The following is a 23038-nucleotide window of genomic DNA, read 5'->3' as shown; positions in this document are numbered from 1 at the left end:
TGAATTTGAAGTCGCTCGCGTACAAGAAGAGTACGCGTCGCGATTCAATTCGCCTTGCGCCTTGCTCTCGCACCGTTCCCGCCCGCCTGGGCCTGGGGAGACAGAGCGGCACAATAGCCGCGTTGCTGCGGCGAATTTGAAGTCGCTCGTGTGCGGAAGAGCACACGGCGCGATGAAATTCGTCTTGCGCCTTGCTCTCCAACCGTTCCCGCCCGCCTGGGCCTGGGGAGACAGAGCGGCACAATAGCTTCGTTACTGCGGTAAACTCAAATCCTCGCGTATAAAAGAATACGCGTCGGCCTTGAGTTTTTCTGGTGCCTGGCTCTTGCACCACTCTGCCCAGCCAGATGGTTGTGGGGGGAGTGGAACGGCCCGATAGCCGCGTTGCTGCGGCGAAATTGAAGTCGTTTGTGTGCGGAAGAGTACACGTCGCGATGAAATTCCCTCGCGCCTTGCTTTCACACCACTCTGCCCCGCCAGAATTTTTTTCGGAATGGAACGGCACGCATAACAAACTAAAATCACATGTTTTTTCATCATCGTGCAGTGTTTTTCCGGGAAACACTGTGAAATGTCTTGTATGTTCCGGTGTTCCGAGATGGGGTATACTAAGAAAATATTGTGTGATTAAGGATGGTTGGAGTCGATATGAAACAGGTGTTGATACAGCTGAAGGAAAAATGTCGTTCCGTGGTGCACGTTTGATCACGTTTGAATTCGTTTGAGTGGATGTGGACAACATTGAAAGAGAAAGCCCCCGGCGCGTGGCAACACCGGAGGCGGAAAAGAGGTCGGCCGTTGGCGCGGCCTGGAAATGCGACCCCAGAACAGTACGCACTTTCCTCGACTTTATTCCGCCTGTCAAGTTCGTCGCCTGTTGGGATGGCTGCAACCTCCCGAAATTACGAGAGTTTGGAGGCATGGACATTGGCAAGTGATTTTTCTTCTTCGTGCGGTATGGAAGGCCGCCGGTTGCTGACAGTTGAAGATTTGGCCCGGTATCTGGGCCTGAGTGCAAATGCCGTCAGGGTACGGCTTCACCGTGGGCAGATTCCCCTGCCGGTTATCAAGCACAACCGCAGAACGTGGTTCGACATCCGCGACGTTGACGCCTGGGTGGACTCCCTTCCGCGTGTTCCGGCCCCGGACCGGGAGGCGTAGCCATGGTACTGGAACCGAACTGGCTCCCTCCGGAAGAGGTGGGTATTCCCGAGGAATTGAAGAGCATCCCCCAGTGGGTTTGCTGGCGTGCGGTATTGCGTGGTGAAGGGGAAAAAGCCCGGTGGACCAAGCCCCCTGTAAATCCCCATTCCAACGAAAACGCCAAGGCCAACGATCCGGCCACCTGGGCGCCCTTTGCCACGGCCTGGAAACATTACAAAGCGAACCGTTGGGCCGGGATGCGTGGCGTGGGCTTTGTGCTGACCCCGGAAACCCCTTTTGCCGGGATAGATCTGGACCATTGCCTGCGCGGGGACGGCACGCTTGCGCCCTGGGCGCGGCGGATTGTGGAGGATATGGCCTCGTACGCCGAGGTTTCCCCCTCCCGGCAGGGGCTGCGGATATTTGTCCGGGGCAAGCTGCCTCCGGGAGGCCGTAAAAAAGCAGTGGGGGAGGGCGGTATGCTGGAAATGTACGATTCGGGCCGGTATCTGACCGTGACCGGAGCCGTCCTGGGGGGCCGCAGCGCCATTAAGGAACGCCAGGCCGAACTGGAAAGCCTGCACGCCCGGATCTTTCCTCCGGCAAAGGAGATGGTTGCCCCCCATGAAAGGCCGCTTCCCCTCTCTGACGAGGAAATTCTGGAGCGCGCCTGCCGGGCAAAGGACGGCGACCTGTTCGCCCGGCTCATGGCCGGGGATATCTCCGACTACGGCGGGGACCACTCGGCTGCCGACATGGCCTTGTGCTTCCGGCTGGCCTTTTGGCTGGGCGGAGACCCGGCACGCATGGACCGCGTGTTCCGATCCAGCGGGCTATACCGCGCCAAGTGGGATGCGCGTCATCATGCCGATGGGCGGACCTATGGCCAGGGCACCATAGACAAGGCCGTGGCCGACAACCGGGAGAGATACGACCCCTGGCGGCAATCGGACGTTTCGGACAAGGCGGACGTATCGGGCAGAACCGGTCAGGGCCGGTCGGCGTCGGACAGAACCGGACAATGCCGGTCGGCATCGGGCAAAACCGCATTTTCCCGCCCCGAGCGCTTTGAGGGAAACCTTACCGGGGAACTTCGGGAATGGGTCGCAACCCAGCGTGGTTCCTTTACTTCTTCCGAAGTGGACCGGGAGTTCAATCTTGTTTTGCGGCAGGACAAGAAGCGTCGGTCCGACGCCTTATACACATTGATCAAAGAAGGAAGGATAGTGCGGGACCGGCGTGTGGCCGGAAAGTACCACATCCTCCGGGCGGAAGTGGACTGGGTGGACTTGGAAACGGCAGAGGGCGGGGATTTTCCTCTCAATCTGCCGCTCGGCCTGTCCGACCTTGCGGCGCTGCCTCCCAAGGCGGTGATTCTTGTAGCCGGGGCAACCAATGCCGGAAAGACCGCCTTTCTCCTGAATCTTCTGAGAGACAATCTGAACACAGAACAGGGGCTCGTCTACCTCATGTCCGAAATGGGCGTTGCCGAATACAAGCAGCGCGTCTCCCCCCTGTGTCCATCCCTCAAGCAGTGGTCGCACCGGGTTCGGGCCGCAGAGTGCTCCGAAGGGTTCGACGGCCTGGTCAAGGCGCACAACCCGGACGGCATCACTGTGGTGGACTTTCTGGAGGAAATAGAAGGGGAGTATTTTCGCAATGCCTCGGAAATTCGGCGTATCTACGATGCGCTGGGAAGCGGCGTGGCCGTGATAGCCATGCAGAAAAAGTCCGGTGCCCTGTACGCCAGGGGCGGGGAATCCACAGCGGAAAAGGCCCGGCTCTACCTTGCCATGGATTGCCTGCTGCACCGTCCCGGCGCCACCATAGGCGCGGTCCGCATCGTCAAATGCAAAGCCCCCCGCCATCCCGAGCGCAACCCCAACGGCCTGGAGCGTCATTTCCGTATCGAGCAGGGCCACAGATTGGTTCCGGTTTCCGAGTGGATGTATTGTAGCGAGCAGCGGCGGGAGAGGTTAATCAAAACGTATCAGGCAGGCGGGAACGGCACGATAGCTGCGTTACCGCGGTGAATTTGAAGTCGCTCGCGTACAAGAAGAGTACGCGTCGCGATTCAATTCGCCTTGCGCCTTGCTCTCGCACCATTCCCGCCCGCCTGAGGCCTGGGCCTGGGGAGACAGAGTGGCACGATAGCGGCGTTGCCGCGGCCAAATTGAAGTCGCTTGTGTACGAGAAGAGTACGCGTCGCGATTCAATTCGCCTTGCGCCTTGCTCTCGCACCTGGGGATACAGAGCGGCACAATAGCTTCGTTACTGCGGTAAACTCAAATCCTCGCGTATGAAAGAATACGCGTCGGCCTTGAGTTTCCCTCGTGCCTTGCTCTTGTACCATTCTGCCTCCCCAGGGGGCATCGGAATAGGGCGGTGTGCTAGCCGCGTTCCCGCCCGCCTGAGGCCTGGGCCTGGGGAGACAGAGCGGCACGATAGCGGCGTTACCGCGGTGAAATTGAAGTCGCTTGTGTACGAGAAGAGTACACGTCGCTCTTCAATTCGCCTTGCGCCTGGCTTTCATACCATTCTGTCAGGGGTATCGGAATAGGGCGGTGTGCTAGCGGCTTTGATCCGGGAAAGGGAAATTCGGCGGGGAACTGTTGGGCAAGTGTCAGTGGGCAGGCTCAGAGTGAATGTAAGCCGAACCTCATATTATGAGGCCACAACAATCTTCCTTTGTTCCGGAGAAAGAGGGCGCACCTCTTGCGCAACGCGGTCCACCAGCCCTTCGTCCTGGGCCTTCTGGAATTCATACTCAGCCTGCAACCCGAGCCACATTTGGTGCGAGGTTCCGAAAAACTTGGCAAGACGCAAAGCAGTGTCCAGGGTAATGCCGCGCTTTCCGGCCACGACATCGTAGATGCGTTGGCTCGGAACTCCCATGGCAATGGCCAGTTGTCCCGGCGACACTTCAAGAGGTTCCAGAAATTCTTCCTTGAGAATGCGGCCCGGATGGATAGGGGCAATGACGCGTTCATTCATTTGTAATTCCTCCCAGTATGGCATTTATATATTTGTTTTGCAGGAACATTTTAATGATAATCCACGATTTCCACATCGTGAGCGTTTTGTCCGTCCCAGGCAAAACATATCCGCCATTGGGCATTGATGCGTATGCTGTATTGCCCCTCACGACTTCCTTTGAGTGCTTCCAGGCGGTTGTCCGGTGGCACACGAAGGTCTTCAAGACAATAAGCACGGTTTATAACCATAAGCTTCATAAGGGCTTTTTCCCAAAGTTCAGGCGGGAGCTTGGTCTTTTGACGGTCCCACAGCTTGGGAGCGATTTTCCCTTTGAATGAAACCATCATGTGTCATGTGTAACGAGGCTCATGACTCTTGTCAATCTCAGGGAGGCGGGAACGGCACGATAGCGGCGTTGCCGCGGCGAAATTGAAGTCGCTTGTGTGCTCTTCCACCCCTGTCCGGTTGGGCAAAGCGCCCGGAATCGACATGCCGCGAACCGCATTGTAGGTGTGGGGTCGTCATGGTTCTGGGATGAAAGTTATGCAGCTGAGGGCTGAGGTTTTTGCATTGCAAAGGAAGTTCGTGGAGTGAAGAAGACAACAATAGTCGTGGACAATGTGGAGCGGGAAGCAAAATCGCCGGTTCTGCTCTCGGCAAGTCGGTCCACCGACATTCCCGCGTTTTATGCCGAGTGGTTCATGAACCGGCTGCGGGCGGGGTATTTGCGGTGGCGGAATCCGTTCAATCAGAAGGATTTCTATTACGATCTCAGCCAGGTGGGTGGGATTGTCTTCTGGTCCAAGAACCCGACGCCGCTGCTTCCCTTTTTGGATGAAATCGACGGGATGGGGATCGACTATTATTTTCAGTTCACGGTGAACGATTACGAGGATGTGGGTTTTGAACCGCGCGTTCCAGAATTGCAGCAGCGTTTGGAAACCTTCCGCAGGTTGTCCCGCTCAAAAGGCAAAGATCGGGTCATCTGGCGGTTCGATCCCATTTGCCTGTCCGATACCATTGATGTGCAGAACATATTGGACCGGATTGAACGCATTGCGGACGCGCTTGGCGGGTTTACAGAGCAGCTTGTGTTCAGTTTCGTGGATGTGTCCGCCTATGCCAAGGTGCAAAGAAACATCAAAAAGAACAATGTCCCCTTGCTTCGTGAGCCGACAATTGACGAGGAGGACCAGCTTGCCCGGGGAATAGCCGAAATCGCATCCCGGTTTCAAATGAAAGCCTTTACCTGCGGCGAACCACGATCCTTTGAACATTTGGGCATTGCGCACAACAAGTGCGTTGATGGAAACCAGTTTGCCCGAATTTGCAGGGCAACCAACCATAGGCTGCAAAAGTATCTGGGCATTCAAAAAGATCAGATGAGCCTGCTGCCCCAATCCTACGATGTGCAACTATGCAAGGCCGCAGGGCAGCGCAAAGCGTGCGGCTGCATCGAAAGCAAAGATGTGGGGATGTATAACACGTGCAGACACATGTGCATCTATTGCTATGCAAACCATTCCGAGAAGGTCGTGGAGAAAAACAAATTACTGCATGACGTGGGCGGGGACGGTATTCTTTAGCACGCTCGGGCCGCCTTTGCCGTAGCGCAATCAATGTCGCCTTTTGCGCCCAACCGTTTCCAAGCGTAGAGGTTTTTGAGGAAGGGAGTCTGAGGGAAACCCCTTGAAGTGCCCTATAGATGACGGACACGAACCGAGAGGTTACTGTTCGCTCCAACAGGAGAGCATAGTGGCACGTATGAGATATTCAAAAGATTTCAAGTTGTCAGCGGCAAAGCTTGTTGTCGAACAAGGGTATTCCTTTTCTGAGGTTGCACAGCAGCTTGGCTGTAGCGGCTGGTCAGTTCGTGATTGGGTTAGAAAGTATCGTGCAAGTGGCGAACTTTCTCCCAGAGAGGAAAGCACGTCAGCTGCCAGCGATTATGCCAAGCTGAGGGACGAGAATGCCCGCCTGCGCATGGAGAATGAAATTCTAAAAAAGGCAGCGGCGTACTTTGCAAAAGAGTCCCTGTAAAGTACGCGTGGATCGCAAAGCAAAGGGGACATTACCCGACGAAGGTTCTTTGCAAAGTTCTGTCCGTCAGCAGAAGCGGCTATTATGCGTGGGCAAGGCGAAAGCCCGGTAGACTGGCGTTGAAGCGGCAGCTGGTCCTTGCCGCAGCACAGAAGTCGTATCACGCCAGTAGGGGAATTTACGGCTATCGCAAGGTGCATATGGACGTCGTGGAGCAGGTTGGGTTTTGGTGTTGCCCGGAGACAGTGCGGCGGGTGCTGGCGGCTGCTGGACTGCAGTCCAAGTTGAAGCGAAAACATCGTTATCCCTGTCAAACTGGACCGAATCCGCCTGTGGCTGAAAACCATCTTTCACGACAGTTTTTAGCCTCGGCACCGAATCAGAAATGGGCGTCGGACATTACGTATATTCCGACACGAGAAGGCTGGCTGTATCTTGCTGTTACTCTGGACATGTTCTCCAGACGCGTGGTGGGTTGGGCAATGTCGGAACGCGTGGACTCACATCTCGCCTGCAAGGCTCTGACAATGGCCGTTAAATCCAGATCCCCCAAAGCGGGATTGCTCCATCACAGCGACCAAGGCTGTCAATACACCAGCGAACTGTATAGAAAAGCCCTGAGTCAAAATGGAATGGTTTGTAGCATGAGCCGCAGGGGAAACTGCTGGGACAATGCCGTTGCAGAAACGTTTTTCAGCAAGCTGAAAAGGGAATGGGTAAATTGGAGCAGGTACCAGACCCGCTCCGAAGCCAAACTGGATATCTTCATGTTCCTGGAAGGATTTTATAACAGGAAACGGCGGCATGCCGGAATCGGTTATAAAAGCCCGGTGGAATATGAAAACATCCACCAGGCTAAAAGTAACGTAGCGGACTAACCTCTCAGAGAATGTCCATTTTTTATATGGCACTTCACCTTTTGCAAAAGGGGTTTCCCTCAGTTGCCTTTTTCCCCTTCTTTTCCCCTTCTTTTCCCCTCCTTTTTTCCGTCTTTTCTCCCTTCATTTCCCTTTCCTTGCCCCGCCTGCTCCTCCCTGTTAGTTTTGTTCCATGGCAGAAATACAAGTACTTTGGGATGATTCCCATATATGGGGCCTTTTGGTGCTCAAGGCGTTGCAGGCCTGGAACGTGCCCATGCGGCTGGTGCGCGGCGCGGACGTGGCCGGGGGCTGTTTGGTCTCTGGTCGGCCCGGGTTGCTGGTTGTGCCGGGCGGCAATGCGCGGCGCAAGGCGCAGACCCTGGGGCACGAAGGTGTGCAGGCCGTGCGGGATTTTGTTTCCGGCGGCGGCAATTATCTGGGCTTTTGCGGCGGCGCGGGGCTGGGCCTGTCCGACGGCGGGCTGAAGCTGTGCCCGTGGTGCCGCAAACCGTTTGAAAGCCGGTTGCAGCATCTGGTGAGCGGCCACATGCGGGTGCGGCCCAACCTGGAGCACGAACTGACGCCCGATTTCTTTTCTGGTGGACCTGCTGATGGGGCTGATACCCTGCCTGAGGCCGTGGCTGAGCCTCCTGCTGACGACACCATGCCCGTATCTTCCGACCAGATAGGCAGCCTCACCCTGCCGGTCTGGTGGCCGTCGCGTTTTGCACCGGATGGCGACAGCGGCCTGAGCGTGTTGGCAACATACGACGTGCCGGACGAAGATTTCTGGGTGGCGGACATGCGTCTGGCCGACCTGCCCGAACCGGCCCTGTCCCTTTGGGAGGAGCAGTACGGCATCCGGCTGCGGCCCGATTTCATGTGCGGCCAGCCGTGTCTGGTGCAGGGGGAGTACGGCAAGGGGCGGTACGTGCTGAGTTATGCCCACCTGGAAACGCCTGCCTCGCCCCAGGCCAATGGCTGGCTGGCCTTTCTGCTGGCCGAGCTTGGCGGTTTGCGGGATCACCCGGAAGGCGGTGCCGAGGTGCCGGAATGGAACCTGCGCCTGGAGCCAAAAATCTGGGAAGACCCGACCCTGCTTTCCGCCTGTACCTGCCTGCAGGGCATCATTGCCCAGGGCACGGATCATTTTCTGCTGTTTGAGCGCAACTCCTGGCTTATGGGCTGGCGGCGCGGCTTGCCCGGTCTGGCAATCAATTCGCTGTACGCCCTGGTTCGGTACTGCCTGTCGCAAGATCCAGGGAACGCGGCCTTGCAGTACTGGCGTGAGAATTCCGAAACGTTTGCCGCCCTGATGCGCGAGTTTTGCGCCGGCGTCTCCGGCTATCTGCTGGCCGAACGGCTGGACATGGCCTTGTCCCACTCGCCACAGGCCGTGTGCATGACCGGTCTCAAGGAGCAGCGCCGGGCACTTTTCGGTCCTCCTCCCAGTTCCGGGGGAATATACGGGCAAATGCAGGCTCTGCTGGAAGAACTTGTCTTTTTCATGGTAAGCCCTGTGTAGGGCTGCACAAAAAAGACTTTTTTGCGGGATGCTTCCCGTGTGTTTGCATGGGGAAATTCCTGCACCGTCTTTCTTCTGTCTCTCCCTTTTTCTTTCTGCCTTTGTGGCTTTGCATAGTCGGGGAACACGCAGCCGTGCCGACCTTCTTTGAAAAATCATGTGCAGTCCGCCGGGCGGGATTTATACTTTGAGTGCGGGGAGATACGTATGACGAATTCAAAAATCCATATGAGTATTGCGGTCTGGCTTCTGTTCGGGCTGCTTTTTTGCCCGTGGAAGGCCGAGGCCAGAACCTACCGTATAGGATCTGCCTCCTGGATGGGCTGGGTGCCGCTGGAGGTGGCCGAGGCTCTGGGGCTTTGGAGCGCCCTTGGTGTGGATGTGAAGGTGGAGAATTACGATGACGTCGTGATGATGCAGGAAGCCTTGCTGGTGGGAACGGTGGATTTTTGCATGAGCATGGGGGCGAATCTCATATGGTTCCATGACCATTCCCACGGGGTGCGCATACTTGCCGATGTGGACCTTTCGCACGGCGGCGACATGATTGTGGTCAAAAAGGGGATGCAGTTTGACAGCCTTGGCAAGGGGGAAAAACTTCCCGTCGGGGTGTATGCGCGGTATGGGGCGCTGCACTATTTTCTGCATCAGTATCTGAAAACGCAGGGGCGGAGCATTTCGGACGTCAAAGTGATCTCCCTGCCTGCCGAAGACCTGGCAGAGCAGTTCATCATGGGCCGTCTCAAGGCCGTGGTGCTTTTCGAGCCTGTGGTGGACAGCGCCATACGGCTTGGGGGCGGGCAGAGCGTGGCAACCTCGGCGGATTATCCGGGCATTATCCCCGAGGTCATCAGCGTGATGGCGGACAAGCTGAGGGAGTTTCCGCGGGAGGATGTGGTTGCCATCCTGCGGGGCTGGATTCGGGCCGTCAGGTGGCTGCAGGACCCGGCCAACCAAAAGGCTTTTTATGACATTATAAACGAGCGCTTATTTTTCCGTCTGCCGGATTTTAGTGAAGAAGCGATACACGGGCAGCTTTCCCGCGTGGTCATTCATTCGCCCCGGGAGCTGGTGGCCCGAAACCGTCCGGGAGGTATTTTCACCAGCTACCTCCGGGATGCGGCCCGATTTTTATACGAGTACGAGATGGTTTCCCGCAAAATTCCTCCTCGGGAGATCTTTGTACCCGAATATCTGATGGAGGCCCTGCGGTTGGAGGGAGAGCATGTTCCCTAGTTCGCTGCGTTCCTCTCTTGGGGGCCACCTTCTCATGGCCTTCCTGTGCATGCTTCTCGTCCTTATGGGGCTGGGTACCTTTGCCTACTACAATGCCTATCGGGTGATGGACGAGCAGGAAGAGGTCTTTTCCCATGAGTTGCAGCTGAAGGCGCTGATGGAACTTTTGGACGAAAACCGTTTTTTTGTGTTCGAGGTTCTTGGCAGTACCAGCCCCACGCGGATGGACGAAAGCAAGGAAGGGTATGAACGGCACATGGCCGAGCTGGTGTGGCGTTTCCGGGCGTCGGGGCTGGATACGAAGCTGCTGTTGGAACACCGCAAGACCTTGGATTCCGTCATTCAGCTTCAATATGCCTTTGCCTTGAACACGGCGCGTCATTTGATGAACAACAAGGCCGAGGACGAATTTTTCAATCTGCGGGAGATGATTCGGGAGCGCCAGAAAGAGGTTGCGGAGCTGGCACGTATCCGCGTCCGTCATACCGCGGACCGGACCTTGTGGTTCGCCGCAATTATGACCGCGTTCGGGGTGTTTATCGCCGTGTTTTGGGCGGTGGTGGTTTTGCGCTCCCTGGCGGCCCGCAGACAGGCGGAGCAGCAGCTTGTGCTGGCCAAGGAAAGTGCGGAGCAGGCCAGCGAGGCCAAAAGCGAATTTCTGGCCAACATGTCGCACGAGCTGCGTACGCCGCTCAACGGCATTTTCGGCATGCTCCAGCTTCTTGAATACACCGGGTTGAACAAGGAACAGGTCAAGTATGTGGACGTGGCCCGTTCCTCGGGGCGTGGATTGCTTGCCCTTATCAACGATATCCTTGACCTGTCCAAGATGGAGGCGGGCGTTGTCGAGATGGAAAAGACCGAGTTCGACCTGCGCAAGACCTTGCAGGAGGTTGCCGACAACTTCGAGGTGCAGGCGCAGGAGCGCGGTATCAAGCTCGATTTCAAAGTCGAGGGTGGGTTGCCGCCGGGGCTGCAGGGGGTCCAGCCGAGAATCCAACAGATATTGTTCAACCTGGTGGGCAATGCGCTGAAATTCACCAGCCACGGTTCCGTCACCCTCCGGGCCTGTTTTCTGGATGAAGGCAGGGCCACATCGCGTCTGCTGTTCTCGGTGCAGGATACCGGGGTGGGTATTCCACACGAAAAGCTGGGTGGGATATTCGATCCGTTCGTACAGGTGGACGGGTCGCTTACCCGCCGCCATCAGGGCGTTGGCCTTGGATTGTCCATCGTCAGCAAGCTGGTTCCGCTTTTGGGTGGGCATTTGTGCCTGGAAAGTGAGCCGGGCAAGGGCACATTTGTCTATTTTACCGTATCCGTCACTGCCCTTGGGGTGGAACGGGAGGATACGGGGCAGGCTCCTGCCAAGGCGTTTGGGTTGGAAGGATTGCGTGTGCTGCTCGCCGAGGACGACCGGATCAACCAGATGATGGCCCGCAAGCTGCTGCTTTTAAAGGGGGCGGATGTCGTATGTGCGGACAACGGGCTTGAGGCGCTGGACCGGCTGCGGGAGGGAACCTTCGATCTGGTGCTCATGGATATCCAGATGCCCGAGATGGACGGTATGGAAGCCATCCGCAGGTTGCGTACGGATGGAGAGTTCGAAGAAGTGCGTAACGTGCCGGTCATCGCCCTGACTGCCCATGCCATGAAGGGCGACCGGGAAACGTTCCTGCGCGAAGGGGCAAACGGGTATTTGGCCAAGCCCTTTGAAATGGACGATCTGGTGAACCTGCTGGGTACTCTGGGAGGGGGGCCACAGTAGGGGGGCTGGCACCTATGGCAATGTGGGCGGTTGTTTCTGTTTTTTATCCGTCTGGTTGAAAATTCGTCATGTATTGAGCGTGCAATGTAAATCTATGGCCGGAACACTTTGTGTTCCGGCCTTTTTCTCTTTGTAACCTATTCTTTTTCAAAGAATGTCGAAGGGGTAACGAACTCGTCGTTATTGTGAGTATGGCCCCTGCGCATGTGGATGGTTTGTGTCTTGAAATGATAAAAATGTAAAATAAGTTTGATTGCAATCTCTTTTTACTTTGGTTAGTTGACAAATTCGGCACTTCTTTCGAGGTGCGCGATGTCTATTCAATTTTCAAGATTGTGGAGCATGTCATGTTCAAGCGTTTGTCGTTCAATACCAAAATCATTCTGACCACCGTGGGGATAGTCCTGGCGACAACTCTGCTGCTGACGGTGGTAACGCTGTTTCAGGTGAAGGAGTCTCTGGGGGATCTGGCGGATACGACCATCCATTCCGTGTGCGACACCCTGTACAACGACTTGAACGGACAAAATACAATCACCCGGGAAAAAGTTCTTTCCGATCTCGCCCTGCTGGAAAAGGAGGTGGAGAACCTCGGAATGCTCTATAAAAACAAGCGCAAGACCATCAAGATGACCATCACCAACCAGGTGACGGGAGCGTCCGAAGAGGCGGCTCTGCCCACCATCGTGGCAAGCTCCACAACCCTGGACGACCCTGTTGTGGTGGACGAGGTGCAAAAAATGGTGGGCGGCACGGCAACCGTCTTTCAGGTGGTGCCGGGCAAGCTGGTGCGCATTGCCACCAACGTGCGCAAGCAGGACGGAACCCGCGCCACCGGCACCTATATCCCCGAGTCCAGCCCGGTGTACAAGACCGTGATGAACGGCGACGTTTTCCAGGGCAAGGCCTACGTGGTCAATGCCTGGTACATCACCGCCTACAAGCCCATCCGCGACGTACGGGACCGCATCATTGCGGTGCTCTACACGGGCCGGAAAATGCTTACCCCGCATGTGGGGGAGACCATTGCGGAAGCCAATATCCAGGGGCAGGGCTTTGCCTTTGCCTTTGATGCCAAAGGCAAGGTGCTCTCCTCGCCGGACAAGGACATTGTGGGCCTTTCCGTTGCCGACATGGGATTTTCCGGGAAGGTGCTCTCGCGGAAGGATGGGTTTTATCATTACGTACAGAACAACGTGCCCAAGACTGCCTATGTGCGCTATTTTGCGCCCTGGGACTGGTATATCGCGGTTGGCATGAACGATGCCGACATGTTGCAGGGCGCCGATTTCAAGGTGATGCGTTCCAGTGCCATAGCGGGCGTGGTGCTGCTTGTTCTGGCTACGCTGGTTACGGGGCTTGCCATGAAGCTGGTGGGCGCGCCGCTGGGAAGGCTGGTGCATTACACCTCCCGTGTGGCGCAGGGCGATTACGACGCCCAAATCGAGTACGCGCCATCCGATGCCATTCACGACACCATTTCCTCGGTCAAGACCATGGTGGAGGAAATCAAGCACAAGCTTGGCTTTTCCGAAAGCATCCTCAAGGGGCTGAGCGTGCCGGGCATTGTAACGGACAGCGCAGGCCGGATCGTCTACATCAACCGGCCCTGCCTTGAAATGCTGGAGATGGACCAGAGCCCGGAAGATTGCCTGGGAATGGGGCTGGCCGATGTGTTCCACGGCGATTCGCAGCAGGAAAGAGTTGTTGCCCGTGTCATGCAAAGCGGTGAGACCGAGCGTGATCTGGACGAGACCCTGACCGGGCGCAAAGGAGGTGTCCGCCATGTGCGGGCCAATGTCGCCCCGTTGCTGGACCTGGACGGAAAGACCATCGGCGGATTCTGCCTCTATCTGGACATGACCGGGATCAAGGCCCAGGAACGCAAAATTCTGGAGCAGAACGAAAATATCGCCCGTGTGGCAGACCAGGCCAACGCCATTGCCGATCAGGTCTCCTCGGCAGCCGAACAGCTCGCCATACAGGTGGAGCAGGCCAACCGCGGGGCGCAGCAGCAGTCGGACCGCACGGCGGAAACAGCCACCGCCATGGAGCAAATGAACGCGACGGTTTTTGAGGTCGCCAGAAATGCGTCCCAGGCTTCGGAAAACGCGGCCAGCGCCAGGACCCATGCGGCGGAAGGTGCCGAGGTGGTGCGCCAGGCCGTGGCTTCCATCGGCAAGGTCAACCACATGGCCGAGGACCTGCGCGAGAATATGAAGGAGCTGGACGTTCGGGCCCAGGAAATAGGCACCATCATCAGCGTCATCAACGATATCGCGGACCAGACCAATCTGCTGGCCCTCAATGCCGCCATCGAGGCCGCGCGGGCAGGAGACGCAGGGCGGGGCTTTGCCGTGGTGGCCGACGAAGTGCGCAAACTGGCCGAAAAGACCATGAGCGCGACCCAGGAAGTCACCGAGGCTGTTGGGCGTATCCAGCGCGGCACCGCGCACAGCACCCAGGGGACGGAAATGGCCACCCGGGCCATTGGCGAGTCCACGGCCCTGGCTGAAAAGTCGGGAGAAGCCCTGGACGCCATTGTGGGCATGGTGGATGAAACCGCCTTGCAGGTGCAGTCCATTGCCACAGCCAGCGAAGAGCAGTCGGCTTCCAGCGAGGAAATAACCGGGGCGGTCGAGGACATTACCAAGATTTCCGCAGAGACCAACCAGGGCATGGAAGAGGCGACCATAGCCATTGCCGACCTGGCGCGTCAGGCTGCCGAACTCAAGGAGCTGATAGGCAACATGCACTAGTGCCGCGTCTATACTCTCGTGCCGTTTGTTCTGCCGCATCATAATATATGCGGTAAAGCAAGCGGCACATCACACCAGGCCGGTGTCCACAAAACGTTTGCCTGTGTTTGGCGGGCAAACGGGTGTTTCGGAATGCAAGGACAATAACCGTACAGATTGAGACGAATGAAAACCGGGAATCTTCCCGGTTTTTGTATTAAAAGCCGCCCGTGGATACGTTGCGGATATATTGTATTGCACGGAAAACGCAAAACAATAAGAGGTGCCATATGAGATAACCTTGTGTCTGAAACTGCCCTAAGGTGCTGATCTGATATGCTTAAAATATTGTATAAAGTATATATGAGTATTGACTGATATGTGCCCGGTTAGTAATAGTAAAAAAAATAAGTCAATTATAAATGTTTGCTGCCGTCGCTTTGGTGGGCATTTAACTATTCGCAATGTTTGTGAGTAATCTGGAGAAGAGGTATGTTCAGCCGCCTTTCTTTCAATGTGAAGATTATTCTGACGACAATGGGTATTGTTTTATTGACGATTGTTTTGCTTACAGGAGTCACCCTTCTGAAAGTGAAGACCTCTCTCACCGAACTTGCGAACACAACCATTATGTCCGTCAGCGAAGCGCTCTACAATGATTTGGACGGGCAGAACAACATTACCCAGGAAAAAGTCGCTGCGGACCTGACGCTTCTGGAAAAAGAGATAAAAGGGCTGGGCCTTCTCCTGTATGTGGATAACGCCGAGAAACGCAAGCTGACCATCGTCAACCAGGTTACCAAGGCATCCGAGCAGGTTGAACTTCCCACGCTCAAGGCCAGCTTCGCCAAGCTGCACGATCCCGGCGTGGTGGACAAGGTGCAGCGGATGGTGGGGGGCACGGCCACCATTTTTCAGGTGCTTCCGGGCAAGCTGGTGCGCATTTCCACCAACGTGCGCAAGCTCGACGGCACCCGCGCCACTGGTACCTATATTCCCGAATCCAGCCCGGTCTACCAGGCGGTGATGAACGGCGAAACCTTCCGGGGCACGGCCTTTGTGGTCAATGCCTGGTACATTACGGCCTACAAGCCGCTCAAGGACGCCAAGGGCAATATTGTCGCCGTCATCTATACGGGCCGGAAAATGCTCACCAAGCATGTGGACAAGACCATTGGCGGAGCCAACATCCACGGCCACGGTTTCGCCATGGCCTTCGGGCCCAAGGGAAATATCCTTGTGGACCAGAACAAGGGAGAGCTGGGGCAGTCCGTAACAGAGCTTGGCCTGCCGGAAACCGTGTTCAATAAAGAAGGCGGATTGTATCACTACATGGACAAGGGCGTGGCCAAGACCGTCTATGTTCTTTATTTCCAACCGTGGGATCTTTATATCGCCGTGGGCATGAAGGACGCCGACATGCTGCAGGGTGCGGACATGGCAGTGGTGAAGTCCAGCGCCATGACCGCGGTAGCCCTGTTGCTTCTTGCCAGCCTCATCACCGCCTTTGCCATGAAGCTTGTGGGCGCGCCGCTCAAACGGCTTGTACAATACGCCACCAGCGTTGCCGAAGGAAACTACGACGCCACCATTACCTACGATGCGCCGGATTCCATCCGCGACACCATTACAGCGGTGCAGACCATGGTAGGGGAAATCAAGGCCAAGCTGGGCTTTTCCGAAAGTATTCTCAAAGGGCTGAGCGTGCCGGGTATTGTGACGGACACCTCGGAAAAAGTCGTCTACACCAACCAGCCCTGTCTGGACATGTTGGAAGTGGATGAGACAACGGATGAGTGTCTGGGGATGACTCTGGGAGAGCTCTTTTACGGGGACCCCCAAAAGAGTACCGTTGTCTCCCAGGTTATGAAGACCGGCGAAGTGGTGCGCAACAAGGACGTGACCATTACAGGGCGGAAAGGAAACGCCCGGTACGTGCGGGCCAATGTGGTTCCGCTGCATGATCTGGACGGGGAGATCATCGGCGGCTTCTGTCTCTATCTGGACATGACCGAGATAAGGAATCAGGAACAGCAGATTCTGGAACAGAACGAAAAGATCGCCCACATTGCGGCCGAGGCCAATGCCATTGCGGATCAGGTTTCCGCGGCAGCCGAGGAACTGGCAGCCCAGGTGCAACAGGCCAGCCAGGGCGCCCAGCTGCAGAACGACCGCACCACGGAAACAGCCGCCGCCATGGAGCAGATGAACGCCACAGTTCTGGAAGTGGCCCGCAATGCCTCCCAGGCTTCGGAAAACGCCCTCAGCACCAAGGATGTGGCGGGCAACGGGGCCGATATTGTCCGTAATGCCGTGGCCTCCATAGGCAAGGTCAACAAAATGGCCGAGGAACTGCGCACCAATATGCAGGATCTGGAAGAAGGGGCGCAGGGCATCGGGCAGATCATCGGGGTTATCGAGGATATCGCCGACCAGACCAACCTGCTTGCCCTCAATGCCGCCATCGAGGCGGCCCGGGCCGGAGACGCCGGACGCGGTTTCGCAGTGGTGGCCGACGAGGTGCGCAAACTCGCGGAAAAGACCATGAGCGCAACCAAAGAGGTTACCGAAGCCATCGGCCGCATCCAGAGCGGTACCCACCAAAGTGTGCAGGAAACCGAACTGGCCACCAAGGCCATTGGCGAATCCACAGACCTGGCCGCAAAGTCCGGAGAGGCCCTGGAAGCCATTGTGGGCATGGTGGACGAGACCGCAATGCAGGTGCAGTCCATTGCCGCGGCCAGCGAGGAACAGTCGGCCTCCAGCGAGGAAATCAATCTCGCAGTGGAGGAAATAACCAAAATTTCCATGGATACAAGCCAGGGCATGGGCGCGGCCAGCCAGGCCATTACAGAGCTGGCGCAGCAGGCTGGGGAGTTGAAACGTCTTATCGGCGAAATGCAGTCAGCCGGGTAAGCCAGGCGGCCCAGAATGGCACGCTAACTGCGTTGCCGCAGGAAATGAAGATCGCTCATGTGCAGAAGAGCACACTTCACGACTTCATTTCCATTGCGCCTTGTTTTCGCACCATTCTGAGCCGCCCGCGATAGGTCGTTCATAACGGCACGCTAACTGCGTTGCCGCGAAAAATTTACTTTGCGTAGTCCTGAGCCGCCTGGATAAGAAGGCAAGCTGTCCAGAACCGCCCACAATGAGTTTGAACAGTTCGGGCTTGAAATTTCGGTGACAGAAGATGCCCATCACAAAAAAGACCGGGAAAATCCCCGGTCTTTTTTTATCATCTCAAATGATTGTTGCTCTGGCTATTTGGAAGCCTTTTTGCCTTTGGTCGCGGGTTTCTTGGCCGCGGGCTTGGCAGGTTCTTTTTTCTCCGCAGCCTTGGGCGCGGCTTCGGCTTTGGTTTCAGCGGGTTGTGCCGGGCCTTCTTTGGGCGATTCTGCTGCCTTGGTGGGGCAGGCCTTTTGTTCCGGCTCTTGGGCTGCCGTTTCCTCGGATTTTTCCGGTTCGCTTTCCTGGACCGGTTCCTCGGTGCTCACGGCGAAAATTGTCTGGCTGTCGGGGGAGTTCAGCTCGGTTTTCCATTCCAGCCGCAGGCTCAACTTTTCCTTGCCCTTTTTGCTGCCCGCGGCAATGGACACTTCCAAAAGGTCGGAAGGTGTCAGGGTGACGAAGTCCGTGTTTCTGCTCAGACAGACGCGCCCGGCACGCAGGCTGGCGGCGATATCTTCCAGATAGGTGCAGACCGATTCCAACTTGAGGTTGCCCTCAATGTCTATTTTCTCAACTTTCATCTCCGCCTCCTGGATTTGTGGTGTGTGGGCTTTCTGCCTGTACAAAGTTTTCGCCCGCCGAGGCGAGGGCCATTATTCTTCGTTTTTCCCGGCAGCCTCGCTGCTTTTGGTGGTACACTCTTCAGGCTGGTCGCAGCAGGGCGTAAACCATGCCATCTCCACCTTGAGCTTGCTTTTCGTTCCGTCTTTCTTGTTCTTTTCCTTGAACGCGAATTTGACTTTCACTTCGTCGGGAATTTCCACAACAACGTCGCCATCCTCGGATGCAAACGTGAACTTGCGGTGGGAGAAGCCTTCCGCAATCTGGCGCAGCAGCACCCCGGCATCATACGACAGACGGACTTCTTCCTTTTTCATGGATTCGGATTTGGATCCCATTGTCGACTCCTTATTCCAGGTCCTGGTTTGGCTCGTTGGCTTGTTCAATCTCCCCGTCGCAATCTTCGGGGATTTCCATCTCGTCACCACTAGGGCGGGAAGTCCTTTGTACACTTCCTTTCTTGTCGGTTTCGAGACGCAATTCCTCGAGTTTGCGTTCCGCCTTGTGGAGAAATTTTTCCAGGGCCTTGTCTATCACGCCTTCGTGGTCGAGCTTCTTCCCCAACATTCTGGCGTCTTCTTTGGCTTTTTCCAGACGTTCCGCCAGGTCGAGGCGTACATTGAAAATGACGCGTTTTGTCTCGGCTTCTTTTTTGAATACGCTCACTTGTGCTCCTCATTCTGTACAGATTTTGTACATAATTTGTGTGCTATGTGTTCTTTATATTATTGTCAAACACTATTTCATGTTTTTTTCTATAATTGTATTTCCCGTAATAAAAGGAGGTTATGGTGCTTGTCTTTTTCTTTTAGCGATTGTTCTGTTTTCTTGATCCGCCCTAGGCGAGGTTTGTTTTTTTATTTTTTACGCGGAAAAATCCGGGAATTGACCACAAAAAAGCCGGTGCCCCTACGGGCACCGGCTTGGTGATAGCAAAGTAAAAAGAGAGCGAGACAGCGAATGCTACAAGGCGGGGTCCAGCATCAGGTTGTCCCGGTGTACGGCCTCGGAATACATGCCGGGGCCGAGAATTTCCGGAATATCCGATGACTTTTTGCCCATGATCCTGCGCAGATTGTCCGCATTGTAGTTGCTGAGTCCCACCCCGACGGTCTGGCCCTGGTAATCCAGAATACGTACCAGCTCGCCTTTGCCGAACTTGCCTTCCACCCGCGAAATCCCGGCCGAAAGCAGGCTTTTTCCGCCTTCCATGAGGGCGCGGGCCGCTCCCTGGTCCACCCATATGGAGCCCACGGGTTCGCTGTTGTAGGCCAGCCAGAACTTGCGGGCCGACACGGCGTTTTCCTCGGGCATGATCCAGGTGCCGCTGGTTTCCCCGGACAGGGCCTTTTCCAGGGCGAAGGGTTCCAGCCCGGAAACAATGAGCGTGGGCACGGCCAGCTGGGCCACGCGGCGGGCCGCCTGGAGCTTGGAGTGCATGCCGCCCGATCCCACATTGGTCTTGCCGTCGCAGGCGGCGTCGATATCCAGGTGGGCGATATCCTCTATGTATTCTATGGGACGGGCTTCCGGGTTGGTGTCCGGGTTCATGTCGAACACGCCCTTGGCACTGGTCAGGTTCACGAACAGGTCGGCCTCCACCAGGGAGAGGACCATGCTTGCCAGGGAGTCGTTGTCCCCGAATTTCAGCTCGGCCACGGCCACGGTGTCGTTTTCGTTGATGACCGGGATGACGTGCCAGGAAAGCAGGGTGCGCAGGGTGTTGCGCGCGTTCAGATACCGCTGGCGTTTCTTGAAGTCGTCCTTGGTCAGCAATACCTGGGCCGTGGTTTTGCCGTAGCGTGCAAAGGCTTCGTCGTACTCGTGCATCAGGCGGCTTTGGCCTATGGCGGCCACGGCCTGCTTGTCCGGCAGTCCTTCGCCTTCCATGCAGTTCTGGCAGTGGATAATGGCCTTGCGGCCCGCAGCCACGGCACCGCTGGATACCACCACCACGTCCAGGCCGTCGTCGTGGAGTTTGGCTATCTGGTCTGCCAGCCGGTTGACCACGCGCAGGTCCAGGCCCTGCCTGCCCGTAAGCACGGCACTGCCCACCTTGACCACGATGCGCTTGGCATCATGCAGTACTTTTTCCTTTCGTTCCCGCCAGTCCATGTGTCCTCACTTCAGGTCCAGAGCGTACTTCTTGAGAAAGCCCGTGGGATTGTACGAAAGCTTGGCCTTGCGCAATCCCTCGTCTCCCAGATCCTGTTCCCGGTTCACACTCAGGTATGTTCCGCCCTGGTTTTCCAGAAACATCTGGTTGATGGCCTGATAAATGCCCTTGTACTTGGTTTCCCCTTTCTCGAAGTGGATAACCAGGGTGTCCCCTTCCAGGGCGTCGGCCAGGCTGTATGCCACTATGCGTCCATCAACCCATATGGCTCCACCGATCAATCCGTCAAGCCGATCCCAATGGGTCAGCACGCGATAGATGGCCTCGTTTTCGGCCAGCAGGGTTTCGCTGGATTCACAGTCGCGCCAGCGGCACCACGAGTCCTGCATGTCCAGGGCCTGTTCCACGCAGTCGGGAGTCATGGGCTTGAACTCGTAATCGTACTTTTTCTTGAACTGATTCAGCAGGTTCTTTTTTTTATGAAACTTGTTGCCGGACAGCTCCACCAGCTCGGGCACGGAATAGATGTAGTCGAAATGTCCGCGGTCCTCGGTGAGTTCCAGCCCCAGTTCGTCGGTCCATATCTGGGCCAGTGCCTCGGGCACGCGGATGAAGCGGGTGGCGTCGTCCGGGAACATGTCGCGGTTCCATTTGCCCTTGCAGCAGCGTCCGATGGGTGCCCAATAGACGGTCTCGGGCTTGGTCTGGCGCAGCCACACGCGGTCTTCTGTCCAGGCCCATTCCAGGCCGTATTCGTCCCGCCAGCCCCACAGGTTTATATAGCTGTAGTCCGAGGCTTTCTGGCGGCAGTTGTCGAACAGTGTCCGGTATTCGGTCTGTCTGTCCAGGGTTACGGGAGTAAAATCAAGAAGCATTGGGAACTCCATTCATATTTGTACGGCCATTGCGCCGGGTTTTCATTGCAAAACGGGTCCAGTCGCGAAACTGGAACAGATAAAGGATAAACAGGGCCTGGAAGGCCATGGAAATGAGCATGGCCAGCCAAACGCCCGTGGGGCCTTTGTAAACTTCGTGGCCAAGGTACCAGGCCAGGGGCAGGCGAACCACCCAGGAACTGAATCCAAAGGCGACCAGATTGTACATGGTGGCGCCCGCACCGGTCATGGCGCCGGAAATGATCATGCCGGTCAGTGTAAAGGGAATGCACAGCATGTTGTAGATAAGGTAGTTGATGCTTTCGGCCTGCACTGCCGGGTCCGGGGCCAGAAAATGGGTTACCGGGCCTATCACCTGCCACAGGAGCACGGCCACCGTGGACATGACGGTGATGCCGATAAGCAGGGTCAGGTAGGCGTTCTTGCGCGCCAGGTCGGGCCGTCCCATGCCCAGGTACTGGCCCACCAGGATGGAGCCGGTCATGCTGAAGGCGAATCCGGGCATGAACAGGAAGGCCTCCACGCGCATGCCAGCGGTCATTCCGGCCAGGGCCACCACGCTGTTGTGCGGCAGGCTGGCTGTAATGGAAAAAAGCAGCATGTATGCCGAATGCCAGACAATGTGCAGCAGGCCGCCCGGCCAGGCCACCTTGAACAGGTAGGGCAGGGCGCGTTTGCTCCAGCGCAGCGGAGGGAAGCTGTCCCAGCGCAGGCTGCCAAGGCGGACAAGTATGGCCAGGTTGAGGATTGCGCCTGCGCCCACGGAAATGAATGTGCTCCAGGCCAGCCCCTTGTAGCCTATTTCCGGCAGGCCGAACCAGCCCAGCCCCAGCCCCAGGTCGCCGATGGTGTTCAGCGTGGTGATGAGGATGCCGGTATACAGCGGAAACATGACCTTGTGCTGGGCGCGGAATACCGCGTTGGTGAGCACAAAGAGTGAATAGCAGGGCAGCACGCCCATGAAGACTTTGAAGAAGTATCTGGTTATATCGGTCAGCTGTGGCGGTACCTGGAGGATCTTTATCATCAGCTCTGTGGAAGCCAGGCCGATGCCGAAGATGAGCAATCCGGTAACCACGCCTATCTGCACGATGAGGCCCACATAACGCTGGATGCGTTTGTACAGCCCCGCGCCCAAGGATTGGCTGATGGCAGCCACGGAGCCGTTGGCAACGGCAATGGCCACTACCAGAAAGAAGAAGAGCAGCTGGTTGATCATGCCCATGGAGGCCTGCACGTCGCTGTTTATGCGCCCGGCGACCCATACGTCCACGAAGCCGATCAAAAAATGGAAGAACATCATCAACAACTGGGGCCATGCAAGGTGCCAGATGTCGCGGATGTTCGTTTGGGTTTCTGTCATGTGTTCCTTCTTGAAGAAAAGCGGACTGCCTACTTCATATAATGGGCAACCATGGTCGAATATGGTAAGCTGCTATTATTAACATAAGATCAAACAACCGGGATCGATGATGATTGTTCAAAATACCCGCCTGCGTCTTCATATGTGGCTCGAAACCGACGAAGGTCAGGTCCTTGGCCTGGGACGCGTATTGCTTCTGCGCGAAGTACAGAAACTTGGCTCATTGAACAAGGCCGCAAAAGCCCTTGGCATGTCTTATCGGGCCGCCTGGGGAAGAATCAAGACCAGCGAGGAAATGCTGGGGGCCGCCCTGGTGGAAAAAAAAGGGACTCGCAAGGGCTTTATTCTTTCGCCTTTGGGCGAGAAACTCCTGGACAGCTTCAACCAGTGGTACGAGGCGGTGGAAGCCTTTGCCCTTGAAGAGGCGCGTAAATCGTTCCCCTGGGATGTACAGCCGTTTGGCGATGAAAAAGAGCTTGCCCCAAGCGAAGTGGCTGGTCGCGAAGACCCCGTGGAAAAGACGGAAAAAATAAAATAAGGTGCGTGCGGCAAAAGGCAAGGGCCGTATTGTCCGACGGTTTAAAT

The 23038-nt window shown here is 56.4% G+C and carries 20 protein-coding genes and 1 pseudogene; 12 read left to right on the top strand and 9 right to left on the bottom strand.

Annotated features, from left to right (window positions below; translation table 11 throughout):
• Positions 1-252: 252 nt before the first annotated feature.
• On the bottom strand, positions 253-540 hold the full coding sequence (locus ACI0FJ_RS11350; protein ID WP_424303310.1) for a hypothetical protein: 288 nt from the start codon (positions 538-540) through the stop codon (positions 253-255).
• Positions 541-927: 387 nt separating this feature from the next.
• Between ACI0FJ_RS11350 and ACI0FJ_RS11345 the strand changes: the two genes are divergently transcribed.
• Together ACI0FJ_RS11345 and ACI0FJ_RS11340 are read left to right on the top strand one after the other, a co-directional pair.
• Positions 928-1161, top strand: a complete 234-nt coding sequence (locus tag ACI0FJ_RS11345) for a helix-turn-helix transcriptional regulator (protein ID WP_424303308.1) — start codon at positions 928-930, stop codon at positions 1159-1161.
• A 2-nt stretch (positions 1162-1163) separates the two neighbouring features.
• On the top strand, positions 1164-3176 hold the full coding sequence (locus ACI0FJ_RS11340; protein ID WP_424303305.1) for a hypothetical protein: 2013 nt from the start codon (positions 1164-1166) through the stop codon (positions 3174-3176).
• Between the two features lie 631 nt (positions 3177-3807).
• Here ACI0FJ_RS11340 and ACI0FJ_RS11335 read toward each other — a convergent pair.
• Positions 3808-4137 carry a HigA family addiction module antitoxin gene (locus tag ACI0FJ_RS11335; RefSeq protein WP_424303302.1) on the bottom strand — a complete coding sequence of 110 codons (330 nt, stop codon included), beginning with the start codon at positions 4135-4137 and terminating at the stop codon, positions 3808-3810.
• Between the two features lie 50 nt (positions 4138-4187).
• The gene (locus tag ACI0FJ_RS11330; RefSeq protein WP_424303299.1) at positions 4188-4466 is read right to left on the bottom strand and encodes a type II toxin-antitoxin system RelE/ParE family toxin; all 279 of its coding nucleotides are present in this window, start codon (positions 4464-4466) and stop codon (positions 4188-4190) included.
• A gap of 243 nt (positions 4467-4709) precedes the next feature.
• Here ACI0FJ_RS11330 and ACI0FJ_RS11325 point away from each other — a divergent pair, with 243 nt between their 5' ends.
• The 9 genes and pseudogenes from ACI0FJ_RS11325 (at position 4710) to ACI0FJ_RS11285 (ending at position 17202) form a co-directional block, all read left to right on the top strand.
• A complete protein-coding gene (locus ACI0FJ_RS11325) occupies positions 4710-5705 on the top strand; it encodes a DUF1848 domain-containing protein (RefSeq protein WP_424303296.1) in 996 nt (331 codons plus the stop codon).
• Positions 5706-5883: 178 nt separating this feature from the next.
• On the top strand, positions 5884-6159 hold the full coding sequence (locus tag ACI0FJ_RS11320) for a transposase (protein WP_424306476.1): 276 nt from the start codon (positions 5884-5886) through the stop codon (positions 6157-6159).
• Positions 6160-6170: 11 nt separating this feature from the next.
• On the top strand, positions 6171-7037 hold the full coding sequence (locus tag ACI0FJ_RS11315) for an IS3 family transposase (protein WP_424306474.1): 867 nt from the start codon (positions 6171-6173) through the stop codon (positions 7035-7037).
• A gap of 172 nt (positions 7038-7209) precedes the next feature.
• On the top strand, positions 7210-8544 hold the full coding sequence (locus ACI0FJ_RS11310; RefSeq protein WP_424303293.1) for a BPL-N domain-containing protein: 1335 nt from the start codon (positions 7210-7212) through the stop codon (positions 8542-8544).
• A 207-nt stretch (positions 8545-8751) separates the two neighbouring features.
• Positions 8752-9780, top strand: coding sequence for an ABC transporter substrate-binding protein (locus ACI0FJ_RS11305; protein WP_424303290.1), 1029 nt, complete (start codon positions 8752-8754; stop codon positions 9778-9780).
• Positions 9770-11548, top strand: a complete 1779-nt coding sequence (locus tag ACI0FJ_RS11300; RefSeq protein ID WP_424303287.1) for a response regulator — start codon at positions 9770-9772, stop codon at positions 11546-11548. The genes ACI0FJ_RS11305 and ACI0FJ_RS11300 overlap by 11 nt, the downstream gene beginning before the upstream one ends.
• A 347-nt stretch (positions 11549-11895) precedes the next feature.
• Positions 11896-13425 (top strand): annotated as a pseudogene (locus ACI0FJ_RS11295) (Cache 3/Cache 2 fusion domain-containing protein); the annotation flags it as partial.
• Positions 13408-14307 (top strand): methyl-accepting chemotaxis protein, encoded by a 900-nt coding sequence (locus tag ACI0FJ_RS11290; protein WP_424306546.1) that lies wholly within the window; start codon positions 13408-13410, stop codon positions 14305-14307. The pseudogene ACI0FJ_RS11295 and the gene ACI0FJ_RS11290, both read left to right, overlap by 18 nt.
• 471 nt (positions 14308-14778) lie before the next feature.
• On the top strand, positions 14779-17202 hold the full coding sequence (locus ACI0FJ_RS11285) for a Cache 3/Cache 2 fusion domain-containing protein (RefSeq protein WP_424303284.1): 2424 nt from the start codon (positions 14779-14781) through the stop codon (positions 17200-17202).
• Positions 17203-17549: 347 nt separating this feature from the next.
• Here ACI0FJ_RS11285 and ACI0FJ_RS11280 read toward each other — a convergent pair whose 3' ends face one another.
• The 6 genes from ACI0FJ_RS11280 to ACI0FJ_RS11255 all read right to left on the bottom strand — a co-directional run bounded on the left by ACI0FJ_RS11280 (position 17550) and on the right by ACI0FJ_RS11255 (position 22453).
• Positions 17550-18038 (bottom strand): amphi-Trp domain-containing protein, encoded by a 489-nt coding sequence (locus ACI0FJ_RS11280; protein ID WP_424303281.1) that lies wholly within the window; start codon positions 18036-18038, stop codon positions 17550-17552.
• A gap of 72 nt (positions 18039-18110) precedes the next feature.
• On the bottom strand, positions 18111-18416 hold the full coding sequence (locus ACI0FJ_RS11275; RefSeq protein ID WP_424303279.1) for an amphi-Trp domain-containing protein: 306 nt from the start codon (positions 18414-18416) through the stop codon (positions 18111-18113).
• Positions 18417-18426: 10 nt separating this feature from the next.
• A complete protein-coding gene (locus ACI0FJ_RS11270; protein WP_424303276.1) occupies positions 18427-18744 on the bottom strand; it encodes a hypothetical protein in 318 nt (105 codons plus the stop codon).
• Positions 18745-19041: 297 nt separating this feature from the next.
• Positions 19042-20193 carry a glutamate 5-kinase gene (proB, locus tag ACI0FJ_RS11265; RefSeq protein ID WP_424303274.1) on the bottom strand — a complete coding sequence of 384 codons (1152 nt, stop codon included), beginning with the start codon at positions 20191-20193 and terminating at the stop codon, positions 19042-19044.
• 6 nt (positions 20194-20199) lie between these two features.
• Positions 20200-21069 (bottom strand): DUF2156 domain-containing protein, encoded by an 870-nt coding sequence (locus ACI0FJ_RS11260; RefSeq protein ID WP_424303272.1) that lies wholly within the window; start codon positions 21067-21069, stop codon positions 20200-20202.
• Entirely contained in the window at positions 21059-22453 is a 1395-nt protein-coding gene (locus ACI0FJ_RS11255; RefSeq protein ID WP_424303269.1) for an MATE family efflux transporter, read from the bottom strand. Before ACI0FJ_RS11255 ends, ACI0FJ_RS11260 begins: the two co-directional genes overlap by 11 nt.
• A gap of 109 nt (positions 22454-22562) precedes the next feature.
• Here ACI0FJ_RS11255 and ACI0FJ_RS11250 point away from each other — a divergent pair, with 109 nt between their 5' ends.
• Entirely contained in the window at positions 22563-22991 is a 429-nt protein-coding gene (locus ACI0FJ_RS11250) for a winged helix-turn-helix domain-containing protein (RefSeq protein WP_424303266.1), read from the top strand.
• The last annotated feature ends 47 nt before the right edge of the window (positions 22992-23038 follow it).

This window comes from Desulfovibrio sp. 7SRBS1, assembly GCF_049723905.1.
Classification (GTDB): Bacteria; Desulfobacterota; Desulfovibrionia; order Desulfovibrionales; family Desulfovibrionaceae.
Note: the sequence above shows the minus strand (reverse complement) of the source record. Positions and strands in the feature narration are given on the sequence as shown.